Source organism: Kribbella sp. NPDC020701, from assembly GCF_055562215.1.
The window spans coordinates 578,415-596,458 of sequence record NZ_JBVHFT010000001.1; the positions used below are offsets into that span (position 1 = coordinate 578,415).

The window sequence follows — 18,044 nt, forward strand, 5'->3', positions numbered from 1 at the left end:
GACCCGGCCCTTTCTGTCGGTGTGGGGCGCTTTACTGAGCGCATGGCCAAAGAGCGGGACGCGCCGCGCGAGATCGTCCGGGCTGCCTGTGCCGAGTATGGCGAGGACACAGTCATCGACTGGTGTACTGCCTTCCTCACCGAGGAGATCTCGGGGGAGGACGCGTACGGCGCTCAGCTGCCGAAGTTGGTCGCGATCACGGGCAGTCCCAACCCCGGCGGCTGGTCCGCGCCGGTCGACCCGGTGAACTACTACTGGATCAGGGTCTGGGCCGCTCGCGTCTTCCTCTACGTCTGGCGTGACGACGTCGTAGACGCGCTGCAGGTCGCCGCGCGGGATCCAGCGTGGCGCGTGCGCGAGCATGTCGCCCGCCTGACCGCGCAGCGAGAGCTGGGTCAGCTCGTCGACGCTTTGCTACCCGACCTCGAGCACGAGCTGCCAAGAGTCCGCTCGACGGCCGCCCGCGCGGTCGGTGCCGCCGGCGAGGCCGAGCACGCCGAAGCCCTCCGGCAACTCCTCGACGACCCGGAGCTCACGGTCCGCACGGCCGCCGAAAAGGCCCTCGACAGGCTGGAAGCCCGACTCGACCGCAGCTTCCGCTGAACCGCCGCCGGCGAGGCGCAACTCCAGGAGGAGACGCAATGAAGTACCTGATGCTGATCTACGGCAACGAGGACGTCTGGAACAGCTTGGCGCCGGATGACCTGGCCGCCCTGATCGACGAGGTCGACGGCTTCAACGAGGAGTTGCGTGGGTCCGGAGAGCTGCTCAGTGCCGAAGGGCTCATCTCCCGGCCGCGATCGGTGCGGTCGGTCGCCGGCGAGGTGATCCTCACCGACGGTCCCTACATCGAGTCGAAGGAGTTCGTCGGCTCCTACTTCGTGGTCGACGTCGACCGCGAGCAACGGGCCGGCGAGATCGCGCGGTCCTATCCGGGGCTGCGCTACGGCGGCGGAGTGGAGGTCTGGCCGCTGATGGCGAGCGGATGGGCCAGCGTTGAGCCGTGACGAGCCGGTCGAGCAGCTGCTGAGGTCTCTGGCGTCCCAGGTGCTCGGTGCACTCATGCGACGGTACGGCGATTTCGCCCGGTGCGAGGACGCGGTCCAGGAGGCTCTCATCGCCGCGAGCCAGAGCTGGCCGCAGGCTGGTGTTCCGGCTCGTCCGCGGGGCTGGCTCACCACCGTCGCGGTGAACCGTTACATCGACTCCGTGCGGTCCGACAGTGCCCGGGAGCGTCGGGAGCGGGCCGCCCTGGATGCCACGCCGCGTGATGCTCTGGTCACCCCACCACCGGACACGGAGGAGGCCCGGGACGACCTGCTCGAGCTGCTGTTCCTGTGCTGCCATCCGGCCTTGACCGCCCCGTCCCAGCTCGCGCTGACGCTGCGGGCGGTCGCCGGACTGACCACGAGTGAGATCGCCGCTTCCTTCCTCGTGCCCGAGAAGACGATCGGTCAGCGCATCTCCCGGGCGAAGCAACGTCTCCGCGAGGCCGGAGCGCGTTTCGCCGTACCCACGGAGCCCGAGCTGGAGTCCCGGCTGCAGGTCGTCCTGCACGTGCTGTACCTGATGTTCAACGAGGGCTACAGCGCCAGTTCCGGCGCGCACCTGCGACGCCCCGACCTCACCCGGCAGGCCCTGACTCTGGTACGGCGGTTGCACACGCGGCTACCCGATTCCGGCGAAACCTCGGGCCTACTGGCGTTGATGCTGCTCACCGAGGCCCGCAGCGCGGCACGAACCGGCCCGGACGGTGTCCTGATCCCACTCGCGGAGCAGGACCGCGCAGCCTGGGACAGCGCCGCCATTGCCGAGGGCACCGAACTCCTCACCGGCACGCTGGCCGCCCGCCCGCTCGGTCCGTACCAGGTGCAGGCCGCGATTGCGGCGATCCACGACGAGGCACCGTCGACGGACGCAACCGACTGGCGGCAGATCCTGGCCCTCTACGGGATCCTCGAGCGCCTGCAACCCCACCCCGTCACGACCCTCAACCGGGCGGTGGCGCTGGCGATGGTGCATGGACCCGACGCGGGACTGACGTTGCTGAAGGAACTGGAATCAGGTGCGCTCGCCGGCCATCATCGGCTGCTGGCTGTTCGCGCGTATCTGCTCGACCAGGCCGGCGAGAGCGCGGCCGCCGCCGCGGAGTACCAGCAGGCCGCACGTCTGGCAGGCAGCCGGCCCGAGCAGCGGTTCCTCTTGCAGCGTGCAATCCGATGCCTGGGCACGTAGAAATCCGGTCCGTGGCTCCGATCCTCCTGTGAGCAGCTCAAATCTGGAGCTGCCGGAAACAGGAGTGAAGCGAAATGACAAAAGTGACGGCTCAGATGTCAGTGTCGCTCGACGGCTGTTACGCCGGCCCGCGCCACGAAGGGGACGACCGCGAGTGGATGCAGTCGGCGGAGGCGGCAGGTTTCTTCCGGGTCACCCGCTGGGTGATCGACGCGATGGCCTGGCGGGAACGGCTTGGCTTCGCCGGAGGCGAACGCAACCCCGACTCCGACATCGTCGCCGAGTCGTTCGACGCGGCCGGCGCCTACGTGATGGGGCGGCGGATGGCTGACGGCGGTGAAGTGCCGTGGGGTGAGACCCCGCCTTTCCGTGCGCCGGTGTTCGTGGTCACCCACCGCGCCCGCGAGCCCCTGGCGCGGCAGGGCGGAACAACCTTCACCTATGTCACGGACGGGATCGTCAAAGCCGTGGAGCAGGCGCGGGCAGCAGCCAACGGTAAGAACGTCGCGATCGCCGGCGGCGGGACCTTGGTGCGCCAGGTACTTGCGGCCGGTCTGCTGGATGAGCTGGAACTGCACATCGCCCCGGCCGTCCTGGGCCGAGGCATGCGCCTGCTCGACGGGGTGGGACTGGCCGGCGAGGAAGCGATCGAGCTCACGCCCACCAGGGTTGTTCACAGTCCCGGGGTCACCCATCTTCGCTACACGGTGAATGGACGAGCGCCCCTCGTCCTCGATGACCGCGGCCGCGAGGCGGGCCTCGCCTGAGACGACGGGCCGCGGTTCCGTCGTGAATCCGGTCTAGTGATCAGCAGCTGCGTGTGAGCTCCCTGAGCTGTGAACTCGCGATGGACTGGGGAGGGTTTTCTCCCTGATTCGGGGGTAAAAGCCTCCCCGGTCCACGGGTGGCTGGCGGCCGGCTTGACGGCGGTCGTCTCGCGGGCACCCGCCGGCCTGGGGTGGTTGCTCGCGGGCGGCAGGACTAGCCGGCGAGGGCGGCTCGTAGTTTGCCGGCGTACTCGGCGGCTTCGGCGTCGTCGGCGTACTTGGTTCGGGGCCAGAAGAAGCCGCGTAGTCCGTCCCCCTTCGTCCGTGGCACCACGTGCACATGGAGGTGGGGGACGGACTGCGACACGACGTTGTTCACGGCAACGAATGATCCTTGGGCGTCCAGTGCGGTGCAGACGGCCGAGGCCAGGGATCGTGCGGCGCCGAACAGTGGGACCATCAGTTCGTCCGGCAACTCGATGAGCGTCGGCACGTGCTCGCGCGGCACGATCAGCGTGTGGCCTTTGAACACCGGCCGTACGTCGAGGAAGCCGACGACCTCCGGGGTGTCCAGCACGATCTGCGCCGGCGTCGTACCGGCGATGATGGAGCAGAAGAGACAGTCCGCCATCAGCCCAGCTTCTCGTCAACGAAGCACCAGCGCCAATTCTCGCCGGGTTCGAAGCTGCGCATGACCGGGTGCTGGGTCTCGTCGTAGTGCTTGCTGGCGTGCTTCATCACCGACGAGTCACAGCAGCCGACGTGCCCGCAGCCGAGGCAGAGCCGCAGGTGGACCCAGGTGCCGCCGTCTGCCAGGCACTCCTCGCAGCCGTCGGGCGTGTTCGGCGCGACCACGATCGGTGCCTGCTCGAGGTGGTCGCAGGCCCCGCCCGGAAGCACCTTGATCCGCAGGTCCTCCGACCGCCCGCCGACGTCGTCGTCCTCGTCCCGATCCAGGATCGACTCCTCGATGTCGAGCGCGATCTGCGCCCGCTGCAGTACCTCGTCGGCGACCAGGCCGGCGTCGCGAACCTTGAGGATGTGCTCGCGCTCGGCCTCCAGCATGGCGATCCGCAACCGGCGGTAGGCCTCGCTCGGCGTCTCGTACTCGCTCTCCGGCCGGCCGAGCCGCTCCCACGCGGCCTGCGCCCGGGCCTCGCCGCGCTGCCGGAGCAGGTTGACCACCTCGGGCGGGTCGTCCGGTGAGACGATCTCCTGGAGCTTGTCCTCCGCCGCGCGATGCGCACCTTGCAGTACGGCGGCCTCCTGCAGCGCATCCTCGGCCGGATCCGGTCCGGGCAGGCGCAGCCAGCGTACGAGCCAAGGCAGCGTCGAGCCCTGCAAGAGCAACGTGCCCGCGGTCACGGCCAGCGCGATGAACACGAGAACTTCGCGATCCGGGGTGCTTTCGGGGAGCGTGAAGACCGCGGCCAGCGTGACCACGCCGCGCATCCCGGCCCACGACACCACGACCAGGGCTTGCCACGACACCGGCCCCGGCCGGGACGGACCGAGGACCCGCCGGGACAGCAGCGTGGTCGGAATGAGCCAGATCGGCCGCAGCAGGACGACGGCGGCGAACACCGCGATCGTCGACGCCGCGATCAGCCAGGCCGGCAGCGGGCTCTGCGCCACATCGTCGAGGATCCACCGGGTCTGCAGGCCGATCAGCAGGAAGACCGTGTTCTCGAGCAGGAACTGGAACGTCCGCCAGTTGGTCCGCTCCGACATCCGCGACTTGGCCGACTGGATGATCGGTGCCTTGTGCCCGAGCACCAGACCGGTCACGACCACAGCCAGTACGCCGGACGCGTGGATGTAATGGTTCTCCGCCGCGATGTAGGCGATGAACGGCGCGGTCAGGCTGAGCGTGGTGTCGAGCACCGGGTCGGTGAACCGGCGGCGGATCTTGGCCAGCACGATCGCCACGATCAGGCCGATCGCGACACCTCCACCGGCCGCCCGAAGGAAGTCCAGCCCGACGTGCAGCACGGTCGGCGCGACCACAGCGGCCGCGAGCGCCGTACGGAGACAGACCAGGGCCGTGGCGTCGTTGACCAGGCTCTCGCCTTCGAGGATCGTGACGATCCGGCGGGGGAGTCCGACCCGCTTGGCGATCGCGGTCGCGGCTACCGCGTCGGGTGGCGCGACGACCGCGCCGATCGCGAAGGCGGCCCAGAACGGGAGCGGCTCGTGGCCCTGGGCCTCCGCGACTACACCGAGCAACCACCAGGCGACCACCCCGACGCCGAGGGCGGTGAACACGACCAGCCCGACCGACAGGAGGCCGATGGAGCGGCGGTGCTTGGAGAAGTCGACCCAGCTGGTCTTGATCGCCGCCGAGTACAGCAGCGGCGGCAGGAAGCCGACCAGGACAACCTCGGGCTCGAGTTCGACCCGGGGCACGAACGGCAGGTACGACGCGGCGATCCCGATGACCACCAACAGCAGGGGAGCCGAGATCCCGAGTCGCCGGGCCAGCGCGGCCCCGGCCGCGACCACGGCGACGAGGGCTACGACCTCGATCGCGATATGCACGAGGCACAGTGTCGCAGCGTCGGCGCGGTTTGGTGCCGTCGGTTCGCCGTGAGCGCAGCCGGGATCTGGTCAGTGGGGGTGTGGTGGTCTAGCGTGTGCGGAACGAGATCCATCGATCACTGGGGGTGACTGGTGCGCCGTCGGATTGTCTCTCTCGCTTGTGCGCTTGTTGTGGTCGCGTCCTCGTTGCTCGCGGTGCCCGCCGCGGCCGCGTCGACGGTCAGCAACGGGTGCGTCACCTCGGTCCCGGAGCCTGGTACGACGACGCCCGTACGGATCTGTTATTCGCCCTTCGAGCCCGCCGGCGCCTCGGCTGCCCACACTGTCCCGTTGATCTTCCACAGTCATGGCTGGGGTGGCAGCCGGACCAAGGACCCGGGCGCGTTCAAGGCCTGGTTCGACGCGGGATTCGGCGTACTGAGTTTCGACCAGCGCAGCTTCGGCGAGAGTACGGGCGTCGCCCATGTGATGAACCCGGACTACGAGGGTCGCGACGTGGTCAAGCTCGTCGACCTGGTCGCCGGCCTCGACTGGGTGACGAAGCAGCGGCCGGGTGATCCGCTGATTGGTGCGATCGGCGGGTCGTACGGCGGCGGGTACCAGTTCGCCGGCGCGTTCACCGAGCTGCGGGACCGCGGGCGGACCCGGTTCGACGCGCTCGCGCCCGAGGTCACCTGGTGGGATCTGAAGCAGAGCCTCGCCCCGGATGAGGCCGCGCGGACGCTCTGGCTCTCGCTTCTGTACGCCGGTGGCGGCACCCACCTTCCACCGGCGGTGTCGGCCGCGTTCGTCGCCCTGATAACGACCGGCGCCTGGCCGCCGGGTAAGGCCGGGCGCGATCTGGATGCGTTCTTCGCGCACGTGGTCATACGCTGCCGAGCGTCGTACCTCCTGGCTTCGCGACCGCTGGTGATCCGTGCTCGATCGCGCTGGCGTCGCCGAACTTCTCGGACCTCGCGGTGCGCTTCATGACCGCGAACCTGCTCGGCAAGGCGACCGGACTGTCCGGCTTCGGCGTCTATCACCTGTCGACCGCGGATGGTCGTTGCCTGACACAACGGAATCTGGCGCCGAACCAGCGGATTGCACTCGGCAAGATCCTCACCCCGACGGGCGCCGGCTTGCCGCCGAATCTGAAGATCGCGGCCGGACCGCTGACCGTGGCTGGAACACCCCGGCTCTCCGGCAAGCTCTACACGCTGGTCCCGGACTCGGGCTCCTTCTTCGCGCTCAGCGTCGGCGCCAACCCGCTGACCGCCAAGGTCGTACAGAACAACACGATGCCGCTTCGGGAGAAGCGCGTCGCCAAGGGTGTCCAACGCACGGTCGAGCTCCCCGCGATCGCCGTCGACGTACCGGCCGGCCAGAACCTCTACCTCACCGTCACCCCGGTCGCGGACATGTTCGCCGGCCAACGCGGCCCGCTCCCCGGCGCGATGCTCCTGAAGAACGCGACGCTGAGCTATCGAACCTTGTCGAGATAAGTCTTGTAGACGGACAGAAACGGCTCCTCCGTCGCGACCGCGCCGACCAGCCGGTCACAGGTCTCCTGCGCCGTCGCGATCACGTCGGCCGGATACCCGTACTTGACCTGATGCTCGGCGAACTCGTCCTCGTCGTCGACGAGCACCGTCCCGTCCCGCTTCTTGATCACGTCCAGATCGAGATCGATCATCGTGACCACGTCCTCGGAGAACTCCACCGGCGTGGTGATGTCGCAGTAGATCTCCGTCGACCGCGGCTCGTCGTTGAAGATCGCCGTGAACCACTGGTCCCGCGGGAACAACTGCACATGAGCCTGCTCCTGCGTCACCACCGGCTCGTCCCCGCGCTGCGACACCGAGTTCGCCGGCGCGCCCAGCCACACCCCGAACTCGTCCTCCCCGAGATACCGCATCCACTGATGCCAGTGCAGCTTCTCGTCGAACTTCCGATAAACCACCCGAACATCACGCATAGCCCCAAACCTATCGTCGCGGGGGTGCGCGGCCGTTCCACAAATGGCTCTTCGCAGTTGAAGGTGTAGTCGCTGGCTGGATGGTGGCTGGCGCGTCGGTCCCGGGGTAGGTGTCGAGGTCTTCCGAGGATGGAGGTCCTACGCCGCCCATCTGGAAGACCTCGAGTGCCTGACGCTACCTTCGGTTGCCCTGACCTGACCACGTTCTGCCGCCTGGATGAGCTCGGCCTGGTCGTGGTCGGCCAGCGTCTGGAGCCCGATCGCACGGTCCTGGCGTGCCGGCCCGCCGCCTACCGGCAACCGTTCGCAGTGGACCTCTTCGCGTGCCTGCTCAGATCGGTCAGCGGCGCACCTGATAGCGCAGGTGAAGCACCCGGTTGCCCTGAATCACCACCTCAGGATCTTCCAACAGGTGCTGCGCGTGGACCGACCCGAAGTAGCGTTTGCCGGACCCGAACACGACGGGTACGACGTCCATGCGCACCTCGTCGACCAGACCTGCGGCAAGCACCTGGCCACCGACGTCGCCGGCGGCGACCTCGACTATGCGGTCACCGGCAAGCTCCTGCGCCTTGGCCATGGCTGCCTCGACGCCGTCGACGAAGTGAAACGGCGCCTCGGGGTCCCAGCCCTCGGGCTCCGGCCGGTGCGTCACGACGACCACGTGGTCGATCCCGGCCGGAGGCTTCCCGTCCCAGCCGTCCGTCATGTCGAAGACGTGGCGGCCGGCGACTGTCACCCCGATCTGGTCCCAGTACGCCCGGGTGTAGTCGTTGGACACCTGCGACACCTTGAGCACGCCGCTGTCGTCCAACGGGACGTCACCGCTGGTCAACCAGTCGAACAGCGGTCCGGGTTGGTCATTCTCGTCCGCGATGAAGCCGTCCACTGACACCGAGCTGTACATGACCACCTTGCCCACGGGGCGCTCCTTTGCTTTGGGTGCCCCCAAATTAGCGAGTTGTGAGCTGTCGGTCTTGTAAGAAATCAATCGGCCGGCAGCGGCCAGCCTTCCAGCGTGTGGCCGGGATGTTCACGCAGGAACCGCCGCCGGACTTCGACGTACTGGGTTGGTGTGAGCCCGGTGAACGCCCGGAACTCGTGGCTGAAGTGGGCCTGGTCGAAGTAGCCTGCGCCGGCGGCGAGGTGACCCCAGTCGACCGGTCCGGCGGGGTTGATCGCGAACACGGTGGCGGTGAAGCGGTGGGTGCGGGCCAGCCGCTTCGGCGTGACGCCGATGAGCTCCTTGAACCGCTGTGCCAGATGAGTGGTGCTGACACCGGCTGCCGCGCTCAGGTCGCCGATCGCCACCGCCCCGCTGGTCGCCGCGATGACACTGCTCGTATGGCGAACCAGCCCCAGCCCGGCGGTCTCGCACAGCCGTCGGATCAGCTCCTCCTCGAGCAGCGTCAGCATCTCGCGCGGTCGGTCCGCCGTGGCCAGCCGGTCTCGCAGCTCAGCAATGGCGTGCCGGCCCCAAACCTGCTCTATCGTCACCGGCCGGTCACACAGCTCGGCCGCGGGCATCGGCAGGAACGGCGCCAGCCCCCACGGCTTGAAGTGCACGCCGACGGACCGGGTCCGGAGTGGGTAGCCGAACTCGAACGCGCGGGTCGGCATCGTGACCACGCAGCCGTCGGCGTACTCGGCCGTCTCGACGTCGGTGCCGGCGCGGATGCGGAACGGCGCCCCGAGGTTGACGATGAGCAACGCCGACGGCGACGGCGGCAGTGTCAGCCGGGCGTACGGCGACGCACCCTCCAGGTAGTAAAGGTCGTCGATCAGCCCGTCCAGCGGCGGTCGCGGAACTCTGGACACGTACTCCACTCCCACAGCATCGCCGACGCCCCGCCGGCATCGCCAGCCGCGCTGCCGCCTGTGCCCTGCTACGCGGCCGCGGGCGGTTCGCCGCCAAAGTCGACCTCGTCGACGGTCGTTCTCGGCGATCACGCCCTGGTTGCCGAACCGGGTCCAGGCGGAGAACCCGTTGTAGGCCTCGGCCTTTTGGTGGCGCGGTCACCCGTGCCCGCAGTGTGAAGAGCCCACAAACTGCAGGTTGCCGCGGCCGGTTCTGCAGGTTGATGCAACTTTGCTGCTAGCTATGGCTCGGGCGCGGATAGTGATCGAGCATGGTGAGGTTGCTACTGGGGGTGGCAACGTTTGATCGGCCCTCGTCGGCTCAGGGGGGCTCCTAGCCGATGAGGGCCGGTTGTTGTCCGCCGGCGCTACAGGGTGCGGATCAGTTCTAAGTAGGGCTTGTAGGCGGTGGTGAAGGGTTCTGTGGTGGTGATGTGGGTGGCTAGGTAGTCGCAGGTGGCTTGGGCGGTGGCTACTACCTGGGGTGGGTAGTTGTACTTGACCTGGTGCTGGTGGAACTCGTCTTCGTCCATGACGCGGACGGAGCCGTCTCGCATCAACCGGATGTCGAGGTCGAGGTCGACGGTGGTGACGGTGTCGACGCCGAACTCGGCGGGCATGGTGATGTCGCAGTAGATGGCGGTCTGGTGGGGGGTGTCGTTGAAGAGGGCGCTCCACCATTGGCCGTGCGGGAAGAGGCGGACGCGGTGGTGGTCGATGGTGGTCCAGCTGCCGTCGGCGCGCTGGCCGCGGGTGCCGGGGACCGAGCCCACCCACAGGCCGTGCTCGTCCTCACCGAGGCGGACGGCTTCCACGAGCCGGTGCGGCTGTCCGTCGTACTTGCAGAACAGCGTCCGCACCATGCCGATACCTTCCCCACCCCACCTTCCCCGGTCTGGCTGCATGCGATCACTCTAGGTGAAAGCCGAACCAACCTGCCGGAGCCGACGTCCTGGAATGTGAGATTGCTCCGGTGGTGGTTGCCAAGTTCGGAAACCGGGCGCCGGGTGAATAGACTCAAGTGTTCGAGGACGACCTGCGGGAGGAGCTCGATGCGTGTGCTGGAGAGGGTCGGAGGGCCGGCGGACCTCAAGACGCTGACCGGTCAGCAGCTCACTGATCTCGCGGCGGAGATCCGCGATGTGCTGGTCGAGACGGTGTCTCGGACCGGTGGCCACCTGGGGCCGAACCTCGGCATGGTCGAGATCACCCTGGCCATGCACCGCGTGTTCGACTCTCCACGCGACCGGCTGATCTACGACGTCGGGCACCAGGCGTATGTGCACAAGCTGGTCACCGGCCGGGTCTCGGAGTTCGACACGCTGCGTCAGCAAGGCGGCCTGTCGGGCTACCCGAACCAGGCCGAGTCCGAGCATGACATCGTCGAGAACAGCCACGCCTCGACCGCCCTGTCGTACGCCGACGGCCTGGCCAAGGCCTACAAGCTCCGCGGCGAGGACCGGCACGTGGTCGCGCTGATCGGCGACGGTGGCCTGACCGGTGGCATGGCCTGGGAGGCGCTGAACAACATCGCCGCCGCCAAGGACCTCAAGCTGGTCATCATCGTCAACGACAACGGCCGCTCCTACAGCGACACCGTCGGCGGCCTGGCCACGCACTTGACCAGCCTGCGCACCAACCCGCGCTACGAGAAGATCCTCGACCTGATCAAGAAGAATCTCGGGCGTACGCCGTACGTCGGCGCACCGATGTATGAGGTGCTGCACGGGGTCAAGAAGGGCCTGAAGGACATGCTCGCCCCGCAGGGCATGTTCGAAGACCTCGGCCTGAAGTACGTCGGCCCCGTCGCGGGCCACGACCGTGAGGCGATGGAGGACGCGCTGCGCAGCGCGAAGGCCTTCGGCGGCCCGGTGATCGTGCACGCGGTGACCCAGAAGGGCTTCGGGTACGCCGCCGCCGAGCAGGACGAAGAGGACAACTTCCACCAGATCCGCCCGGCCAACAAGCCCAGGGGCTGGACCGACGTGTTCAGCGACGAGATCGTGCGGATCGGTCACCGCCGCCCGGATGTGGTTGCGGTGACGGCGGCGATGCTGCACCCGACCGGCCTGGCGCCGTTCGCCGAGGAGTTCCCGGACCGGATCTTCGATGTCGGCATCGCCGAGCAGCACGCGGTGACGAGCGCGGCCGGGCTGGCGATGGGCGGTCTGCACCCGGTCGTCGGTCTCTACGCGACGTTCCTGAACCGGGCCTTCGACCAGGTCCTCATGGATGTCGCGCTGCACAACTGCGGCGTCACGTTCATGCTGGACCGGGCGGGTGTCACTGGTGATGACGGCCCGTCCCACAACGGCATGTGGGACATGTCGATCCTGCAGGTCGTCCCCGGCCTCCGCCTTGCGGCGCCCCGGGACGGCAAGCGGCTCGAGGAGCTCCTCAACGAAGCCGTCGACGTGAACGACGCGCCCACCGTCCTGCGCTACGCCAAGGGTGAGGTGTACGCCGACATCGACGCGATCGACCAGGTCGGCGGAGTCGACGTACTCAAGAAGTCCGGCAGCGACGTGTTGCTGGTTGGCATCGGGGCGATGACCGCGACCGCGATGGATGTCGCGCACCGGCTGGAGGCGCAGGGCTTCGGCGTGACCGTGGTGGACCCGCGGTGGGTCAAGCCCGTCGATCCGGCGCTGGTCGAGCTGGCCGCGAACGTCAACCTGGTGGTCACGATCGAGGACAACGGCCGCGCCGGTGGTTGCGGGTCGATGATCGCCCAGGCGCTGCGTGACGCGAAGGTGGCGACGCCGGTCCGCGACTTCGGGATCCCGCAAGAGTTCCTCCAGCACGCCAAGCGTCCTGCCGTACTGCAGGAGATCGGGCTGACCGGGCAGGAGCTCGCCCGCGACATCACCGAACTCATCGCCAAGCACCACGGCGACGCCCTCAACGAGCCGGCCGGCGGCCGACCGGGCAGCGCCTGAGCCGGACCAGGCCCGGGCCGGAGCGGGACCGTGACTGAGGCAGGGCGGCACACCGGACCGCCGCGGAGCCGGCATGCCGCCCGCCGCCGGACGCGGGTCTGGCCGGTCTTGCTGTCGCTGGTTCTCGTGGCGGCCGCGGTCGCCGGCGGTCTTGCCCTGCATAACTCCAGCGATCGGGCAGGCGGGTCGGGTGCCGCCGTGGCCACCACGCCGGACATCGACCTGGCCGCCCGGGCCGCGGCCGTGGACAAGGTGCTGAAGAAGCGCGCCCAGGCCGTGCTCGCCGACAACGAAAAGGACTTCCTGGCCGACGTCGACCCGGGCAACAAGAGCCTGATGGCCCGGCAGCGGACGCTCTTCACGAACCTCCGCCAGTTCGGCTTCGCCCGGCTCGCCTACCAGCAGCTGGCCCAGCAGTACGACGACGCCATCACCAAGAAGTACGGCCCGTCGACCTACCTGATCGCGATCGCGATGGTGTACCAGATCAAGGGGATCGACATGGTCCCGGTCCGCGCGATGCTCGGCTACACGTTCACCGAACGGCCGACCGGCGAATGGATGCTGGTGTCCGACACCGACCTGGACAACCGGCTGCCGCGCGGATCGCACCAGGAGGCGTGGGACACCGGCGACGTTCTGGTGAAGCGCGCGCCGCGGGTTCTCGTGGTCGTCGAGAGGGGCCAGGTGCAGCTCGCGACCAAGCTGGTCGGGATGGCGAGCAGCGCGGTCAAGGCGGTCAGCAAGAGTTGGCCCGGCGGCTGGAACGGCTCCGGCATGGTGATCGCGCTCGACGACAAGATCGTCCGCGGTGCCGACTACACGCAGCCGAAGAACGCCGAGGACGCGCTGGCGATGGCGACCTGGGTCTACCGGACGCTGCCGGGCGAGGTCACCGGCGAGGGGGAGCGCGCCGACTCGTACGTCGTCATCAACCCGCGCAACCGTGACAAGATCGACGCGCGGACGCTGGCGCACGAGTTCACCCATGTCGCGACCGCGCCGTACGGGCCGTACGCCCCGCGCTGGCTGGTCGAGGGCGCGGCGACGTACGTCGAGTTCCTGCCGATGGACGGTGCGGAGCCGCTGGCGCTCGACAAGTACAAGCGGGACGTCCGGACGAAGTACCTGGCCAAGGCCAAGAGCCTGCCCGCCGACGCGGTCTTCTTCCAGCAGTCCGACAGCTCGTATCCGCTGTCCTGGCTGGCCGTCGACTACCTCTTCGCCCGGTACGGCGGGACCGAGATCGGCACGCTCTACCAGGAGCTGGCAGCGCTCGGCAAGACGCAGGCCGATCGAGACCGAATCATGCTCGAACACGTCGGACTGACCGAGGCAGGATTGTTCCAAGCCCTGAAAGCCGCCGCGGCGGCCTAGAACGGCCCGCGTCGAGTAGGGTAGCCGGGCCGTGACTGACGGGTACTCGGAGGGGAACGACCCGAAGTGAGTGCGACCACCCCTAGCGCCGGACCGCCGGGCGCTCAGGTTCCGCATGGTCCCCGCCGCTGGCTGGGATTGCTGGCGGCGGTGGCACTGGTGTGCGGCGGCGTGGTCTACACCGTTGGAGAGCGGCACGAGGACGCCCGGGCCAGGTCCGTGGCGCCCCTGACGCCAGGGCCGAGCCAGAGCACCAAGCCGTCGAAGACCGCCGCCGCAGTCGCTGCCCGGCGGGTTGCGATCGACACCATCCTGCTGCGTCGTGCGCAGGCCGTGCAGACCGGGAACGAGCAGTTGTTCCTGGCCGATGTCGATCCGGCCAACAAGAAGCTGGTGGCCGCGCAGAAGGTGCTGTTCGCGAACCTGGTCGAGATCGGCTTCACCGAGCTCGGCTACAGCCAGGCCGAGGAGCGGTTCAATCCCGCGGTGCTGCAGGCGCACGGCCGGACGACGTACCTGGTCCGGGTGCTGATGCGCTACCAGATCCCGAAGGTCGACATCACGCCGGTGACGACCGAGCTCGGGTACACGTTCGTCAGCCAGGCGGGCCGGTGGGTGCTCACCGACGACGACGATCTGGACAGCGACCTCGGCCCTGGTGCGCACCAGGAGGCCTGGGACCTGGGCCGGATCGAGGTGCTCCGCGGGCCGCGGGTGCTGGTCGTGGTGGAGAAGGGCGACACCAAGCGCGGCCGGGCGATCGTGACCGAGGCATCCGAGGGACTGGCCGAGGTGTCGGCGTACTGGCCGCGGAAGTGGCGTGGCTCGGTCTTCGTGATCGCGCTCGACGAGACCAACGTCCGCGACGCCCGGTTCGCCGACGAAGACATCGAGTCGGCCGCGAGTGCGGGCTCGACGTTCTCCTCGCTGCCCGGTCAGGACACCGCCGACGGCACGGTCGCCGGCGCCTACATCGTGATCAACCCGAACGAGCGTGACCGGGTCGACGAGATCCTGCTGTCGCACGAGACCACCCACGTGGCCACCGCCGACCTGGGCGGCTACGAACCGCTGTGGCTGGCCGAGGGCGCGGCCGAGTACGTGTCCTGGCGGGGGATCGAGGCGATCAGCGGACCGGGTGAGGTCGGCAAGTGGGAACAGGACGTCATCGACGAGGCGCTGCCGGCCATGAGCTCGCTGCCCGACGACGCGGGCTTCTACCAGAACTCCGCCGACGTGTACGGCGTCAGCTGGCTGGCCGTGCGCTACCTGGTGCAGCGACTCGGGCTCGACCATGTCGAGGAGCTGTACGAGGACATGGCGATGCACGGCACCGACCAGGCCTCCCGGGACCGCATCCTGCTCAGCCGCAGCGGCCTCACCGAGGCGACGTTGTGGACCTCACTGCAGACCTACCAGCCGCAACGCTGAGTGGCGGTTTGACCTCGCGCGGTCAGAGCGGCAGTCTCGAATGGGTTCCGTCCATTCGAGGAGGCGCAAATGAGTCTTGTGCGGAAGAAGACGATCGAGCAGTCGATCGCGGACACCGACGAACCGGAGTACCAGCTCAAGAAACGCCTCACCGCGGTCGATCTGACCGTCTTCGGCATCGGTGTCATCATCGGCGCCGGCATCTTCACGCTGACCGGTCGCGCGGCCAAGGCGTACGCCGGGCCGGGCATCGCGCTGTCGTTCGTGCTGGCCGCGGTCTGCTGTGCGCTCGCCGCACTGTGCTACGCCGAGTTCTCGTCCACGGTCCCGGTGTCGGGGTCGGCGTACACGTTCTCGTACTTCTCCCTCGGTGAGATCTTCGCCTGGATCATCGGCTGGGACCTGCTGCTCGAGTTGATGCTCGGGGCAAGCGTCGTCGCCCAGGGCTGGTCGACGTACGCGGCTCTGTTCCTTGATGAGATCGGGTTGGGCTGGCCGGAATCGATCGGGCCGGACAGCAACGTGAACGTGCTCGCGATGCTGCTGGTCGCGGTGCTGGCGACGCTCGCGACGATCGGGATCAAGGAGTCGCTGCGGGTCAACCTGGTGCTCGTCGCGATCAAGCTCTTCGTGGTGCTGTTCGTGATCATCGCCGGCCTGTTCTACATCAAGGGCTCGAACCTCTCGCCCTTCATCCCGCCGAGCGTGCCGGCCCCGAACGGCGATGTCACCATCACCACCCCGCTGTTCCAGGCGCTGTTCGGGTTCACCCCGTCGACGTTCGGCGTGATGGGCCTGGTGTCGGGCGCGTCGCTGGTGTTCTTCGCATTCATCGGGTTCGACGTGGTCGCGACCACCGCCGAGGAGGCGAAGAACCCGCAGCGCGACCTGCCGCGCGGCATCATCGGCTCGCTGGCGATCTGCACCGTGCTCTACGTCCTGGTCTGCATCGTGATCACCGGCATGGTGAAGTACACCGACATCAACGGTGAGGCGGCGCTGGCCGAGGCGTTCCGCTCGGTCGGGCGCGGTGGCTTCGCGACACTCATCTCCGCGGGTGCCGTGGCCGGTCTGACCACGGTGGTGCTGACCCTGATGATCGGCGCCGCCCGCGTGGTGTTCGCGATGAGCCGCGACCACCTGATGCCGCGTCAGCTGGGCAAGACGCACCCGAAGTGGGGTACGCCGTACCGCCTGACCATCGCGATCGGCATCATCGTCGCGATCGTGGCCGGTCTCACCCCGATCGGGAAGCTCGAGGAGATGGTGAACATCGGCACCCTGGCCGCGTTCACCCTGGTCTCGATCGCCGTACCGCTGCTGCGCAAGAGCCGGCCGGACATCGAGCGTTCGTTCCGGGTGCCGGGCAGCCCGGTGATCCCGATCCTGGCCGCGCTCATCTGCCTCTACCTGATGCTGAACCTGTCGCTGGAGACCTGGCTGCGGTTCGCCATCTGGATGGTGCTCGGCTTCCTCGTCTACGCCCTCTACGGCTACCGCAGGAGCCGGGTGGGCATCGAGGAACGCACCGGCGAGGTCACCAAGGCCTGACCTGCCCGCTCGGATGGTCGGCGGACGGTAGGATCAGCCGACCATCCGAGGGGGATATCGATGAAGCACCCGAGACGCTTGCTCGCGGGCTGTGCCGCTCTGGCGCTCGCCGCGACCGCGGGTGTCATCGTCGTCCGCGATCAGCAGGGCGCGTCGCCCGGCAGCAATGCCGCGGCCGCGGTCGAGGCCACCGCGACGCCCGGCCGCCTCACGGATGCGCAGAAGAAGGTCCGCAAGGACCAGGTCGACGTCGTCCTGGCGGCTCGGGCGAGAGCGGTGCTGAAGGGCAGCCAGGGCGGTTTCCTCGCCGCGGTCGATCCGAAGCAGCCGCGGCTGGTGGCGCGGCAGAAGCTGTTGTTCACGAACCTGCGGAAGTTCGGGTTCACCAAGCTGACGTACTTCGCCGCGGAGGAGCGCGAGTCGCCGGAGCTGACCACGAAGTACGGCGCGGGTGCGTTCACGACCCGGGTGATGATGCGGTACCAGCTGGCCGGCCTGGACGCGAAGCCGGTGCAGACCGACCTCGGGTACACGTTCGTACGGCGCTCGGGGGCCTGGATCCTGGTCGAGGACAGTGCGATCGACGGCGAGCTGAGCGACGACGGGCACCGGCAGCCGTGGGACTACCAGGAAGTCGCGGTGGTCCGGCGCGGCAAGGTCGTCGTCGTGGTCGACAAGCGCGAGCTCGCGCTCGGGCAGAAGGTCGCGAAGGTGTCGCAGGGGGCGGTCGACGCGGTCCGGCGGCACTGGCCGCGACCGTGGAACGGCGCGGTGATGGTGGTCGCGATGGCCGAACCGCGGGTGATGTCGCTGCTGTGGACGTCCGGCTCGGGCTCCGGCTGGACCATCGCTGCCAAGGCGGTCACCCTGTACGACGGGGAGCCGATCGGGCCGAAGACGACGACGCCGGTGAGCAGCCGGATCGTGGTGAACCCGGCGGTCCGCACGCGGCTCGACGAGGATCTGCTGGTGCACGAGATGACGCACGTCGCGACCGTGCCGATCGGTCACAACACCCCGATCTGGCTGGTCGAGGGGCTCGCGGAGTACGTGCGCTGTGCGTCGATCGAGGATGATCCGCACTGGACCGTCGACCCGTACCGCAAGACGGTGCGCACCAAGTATCTGCCGGGGATGAAGGTGCTGCCCGGTCCCGCGGAGTTCGACGCCGACGGGGATCGCTCGTACGGGCAGAGCTGGTGGGTCACGGCGTACCTGGAGTCGAAGCTGGGGGAGAAGGGTGTGGCGTCGCTCTACACCGACCTGGCGCAGCACACCACGACTCAGGCGGCGTACGAGGCGATCCTCAAGAAGCACACGGGGAAGACGCCGGCCCAGCTGGTCGCCGCCGTCAAGAAGTTCAAAGGCTGAAAAGCACCCGCCCCCCTCGCT

The 18,044-nt window shown here is 68.4% G+C and carries 17 protein-coding genes; 11 read left to right on the top strand and 6 right to left on the bottom strand.

Features of this window, described 5'->3' with window-relative positions:
* Window positions 1–42 precede the first annotated feature (42 nt).
* The 4 genes from ACZ3HV_RS02650 (at window position 43) to ACZ3HV_RS02665 (ending at window position 3,002) form a co-directional block, all read left to right on the top strand.
* Window positions 43–603: a HEAT repeat domain-containing protein gene (locus ACZ3HV_RS02650; protein ID WP_465680173.1), complete on the top strand. Its 561-nt coding sequence runs from the start codon at window positions 43–45 to the stop codon at window positions 601–603.
* 38 nt (window positions 604–641) lie between these two features.
* Window positions 642–1,007 (top strand): YciI family protein, encoded by a 366-nt coding sequence (locus ACZ3HV_RS02655; protein ID WP_465680175.1) that lies wholly within the window; start codon window positions 642–644, stop codon window positions 1,005–1,007.
* On the top strand, window positions 997–2,235 hold the full coding sequence (locus tag ACZ3HV_RS02660; protein ID WP_465680177.1) for an RNA polymerase sigma factor: 1,239 nt from the start codon (window positions 997–999) through the stop codon (window positions 2,233–2,235). The genes ACZ3HV_RS02655 and ACZ3HV_RS02660 overlap by 11 nt, the downstream gene beginning before the upstream one ends.
* A gap of 74 nt (window positions 2,236–2,309) precedes the next feature.
* Entirely contained in the window at window positions 2,310–3,002 is a 693-nt protein-coding gene (locus tag ACZ3HV_RS02665) for a dihydrofolate reductase family protein (RefSeq protein ID WP_465680179.1), read from the top strand.
* Window positions 3,003–3,216: 214 nt separating this feature from the next.
* Here ACZ3HV_RS02665 and ACZ3HV_RS02670 read toward each other — a convergent pair whose 3' ends face one another.
* Window positions 3,217–3,633 (bottom strand): HIT family protein, encoded by a 417-nt coding sequence (locus tag ACZ3HV_RS02670; protein WP_465680181.1) that lies wholly within the window; start codon window positions 3,631–3,633, stop codon window positions 3,217–3,219.
* Window positions 3,633–5,540, bottom strand: a complete 1,908-nt coding sequence (locus tag ACZ3HV_RS02675; RefSeq protein WP_465680182.1) for a Na+/H+ antiporter — start codon at window positions 5,538–5,540, stop codon at window positions 3,633–3,635. Before ACZ3HV_RS02675 ends, ACZ3HV_RS02670 begins: the two co-directional genes overlap by 1 nt.
* Before the next feature lie 132 nt (window positions 5,541–5,672).
* On the opposite strand from ACZ3HV_RS02675, the gene ACZ3HV_RS02680 reads away from it, so the two are divergent.
* Together ACZ3HV_RS02680 and ACZ3HV_RS02685 are read left to right on the top strand one after the other, a co-directional pair.
* Complete coding sequence (locus ACZ3HV_RS02680; RefSeq protein ID WP_465680184.1) at window positions 5,673–6,512, top strand: CocE/NonD family hydrolase; 840 nt, start codon at window positions 5,673–5,675, stop codon at window positions 6,510–6,512.
* Complete coding sequence (locus ACZ3HV_RS02685; protein WP_465680186.1) at window positions 6,509–7,024, top strand: hypothetical protein; 516 nt, start codon at window positions 6,509–6,511, stop codon at window positions 7,022–7,024. The genes ACZ3HV_RS02680 and ACZ3HV_RS02685 overlap by 4 nt, the downstream gene beginning before the upstream one ends.
* Here ACZ3HV_RS02685 and ACZ3HV_RS02690 read toward each other — a convergent pair.
* The 4 genes from ACZ3HV_RS02690 to ACZ3HV_RS02705 all read right to left on the bottom strand — a co-directional run bounded on the left by ACZ3HV_RS02690 (window position 7,003) and on the right by ACZ3HV_RS02705 (window position 10,259).
* Window positions 7,003–7,497: a DUF402 domain-containing protein gene (locus ACZ3HV_RS02690; RefSeq protein ID WP_465680188.1), complete on the bottom strand. Its 495-nt coding sequence runs from the start codon at window positions 7,495–7,497 to the stop codon at window positions 7,003–7,005. The genes ACZ3HV_RS02685 and ACZ3HV_RS02690 overlap by 22 nt on opposite strands.
* A gap of 340 nt (window positions 7,498–7,837) precedes the next feature.
* A complete protein-coding gene (locus ACZ3HV_RS02695; protein WP_465680190.1) occupies window positions 7,838–8,419 on the bottom strand; it encodes a dihydrofolate reductase family protein in 582 nt (193 codons plus the stop codon).
* A 65-nt stretch (window positions 8,420–8,484) separates the two neighbouring features.
* Window positions 8,485–9,315: a helix-turn-helix domain-containing protein gene (locus ACZ3HV_RS02700; RefSeq protein WP_465680192.1), complete on the bottom strand. Its 831-nt coding sequence runs from the start codon at window positions 9,313–9,315 to the stop codon at window positions 8,485–8,487.
* A 407-nt stretch (window positions 9,316–9,722) separates the two neighbouring features.
* Window positions 9,723–10,259 (bottom strand): DUF402 domain-containing protein, encoded by a 537-nt coding sequence (locus ACZ3HV_RS02705; RefSeq protein WP_465680194.1) that lies wholly within the window; start codon window positions 10,257–10,259, stop codon window positions 9,723–9,725.
* Window positions 10,260–10,406: 147 nt separating this feature from the next.
* On the opposite strand from ACZ3HV_RS02705, the gene dxs reads away from it, so the two are divergent.
* The 5 genes from dxs (at window position 10,407) to ACZ3HV_RS02730 (ending at window position 18,023) form a co-directional block, all read left to right on the top strand.
* Window positions 10,407–12,293 carry a 1-deoxy-D-xylulose-5-phosphate synthase gene (dxs, locus tag ACZ3HV_RS02710; RefSeq protein ID WP_465680196.1) on the top strand — a complete coding sequence of 629 codons (1,887 nt, stop codon included), beginning with the start codon at window positions 10,407–10,409 and terminating at the stop codon, window positions 12,291–12,293.
* A gap of 30 nt (window positions 12,294–12,323) precedes the next feature.
* The gene (locus tag ACZ3HV_RS02715) at window positions 12,324–13,670 is read left to right on the top strand and encodes a gluzincin family metallopeptidase (protein WP_465680198.1); all 1,347 of its coding nucleotides are present in this window, start codon (window positions 12,324–12,326) and stop codon (window positions 13,668–13,670) included.
* A 66-nt stretch (window positions 13,671–13,736) separates the two neighbouring features.
* Window positions 13,737–15,101: a gluzincin family metallopeptidase gene (locus tag ACZ3HV_RS02720; RefSeq protein ID WP_465680200.1), complete on the top strand. Its 1,365-nt coding sequence runs from the start codon at window positions 13,737–13,739 to the stop codon at window positions 15,099–15,101.
* A gap of 69 nt (window positions 15,102–15,170) precedes the next feature.
* Window positions 15,171–16,652, top strand: coding sequence for an APC family permease (locus ACZ3HV_RS02725; RefSeq protein ID WP_465680202.1), 1,482 nt, complete (start codon window positions 15,171–15,173; stop codon window positions 16,650–16,652).
* 60 nt (window positions 16,653–16,712) lie between these two features.
* Window positions 16,713–18,023, top strand: coding sequence for a hypothetical protein (locus ACZ3HV_RS02730; RefSeq protein ID WP_465680204.1), 1,311 nt, complete (start codon window positions 16,713–16,715; stop codon window positions 18,021–18,023).
* Window positions 18,024–18,044: the final 21 nt, after the last annotated feature.

What these genes read in the sequence shown, in the direction of transcription:
- ACZ3HV_RS02650 (WP_465680173.1), top strand. Translation starts at nt 43, where the DNA reads ATGGCCAAAGAGCGGGACGCGCCGCGCGAGATCGTCCGGGCTGCCTGT.
- ACZ3HV_RS02655 (WP_465680175.1), top strand. Translation starts at nt 642, where the DNA reads ATGAAGTACCTGATGCTGATCTACGGCAACGAGGACGTCTGGAACAGC.
- ACZ3HV_RS02665 (WP_465680179.1), top strand. Translation starts at nt 2,310, where the DNA reads ATGACAAAAGTGACGGCTCAGATGTCAGTGTCGCTCGACGGCTGTTAC.
- ACZ3HV_RS02670 (WP_465680181.1), bottom strand. Translation starts at nt 3,633, where the DNA reads ATGGCGGACTGTCTCTTCTGCTCCATCATCGCCGGTACGACGCCGGCG.
- ACZ3HV_RS02685 (WP_465680186.1), top strand. Translation starts at nt 6,509, where the DNA reads ATGACCGCGAACCTGCTCGGCAAGGCGACCGGACTGTCCGGCTTCGGC.
- ACZ3HV_RS02690 (WP_465680188.1), bottom strand. Translation starts at nt 7,497, where the DNA reads ATGCGTGATGTTCGGGTGGTTTATCGGAAGTTCGACGAGAAGCTGCAC.
- ACZ3HV_RS02705 (WP_465680194.1), bottom strand. Translation starts at nt 10,259, where the DNA reads ATGCAGCCAGACCGGGGAAGGTGGGGTGGGGAAGGTATCGGCATGGTG.
- dxs (WP_465680196.1), top strand. Translation starts at nt 10,407, where the DNA reads ATGCGTGTGCTGGAGAGGGTCGGAGGGCCGGCGGACCTCAAGACGCTG.
- ACZ3HV_RS02725 (WP_465680202.1), top strand. Translation starts at nt 15,171, where the DNA reads ATGAGTCTTGTGCGGAAGAAGACGATCGAGCAGTCGATCGCGGACACC.
- ACZ3HV_RS02730 (WP_465680204.1), top strand. Translation starts at nt 16,713, where the DNA reads ATGAAGCACCCGAGACGCTTGCTCGCGGGCTGTGCCGCTCTGGCGCTC.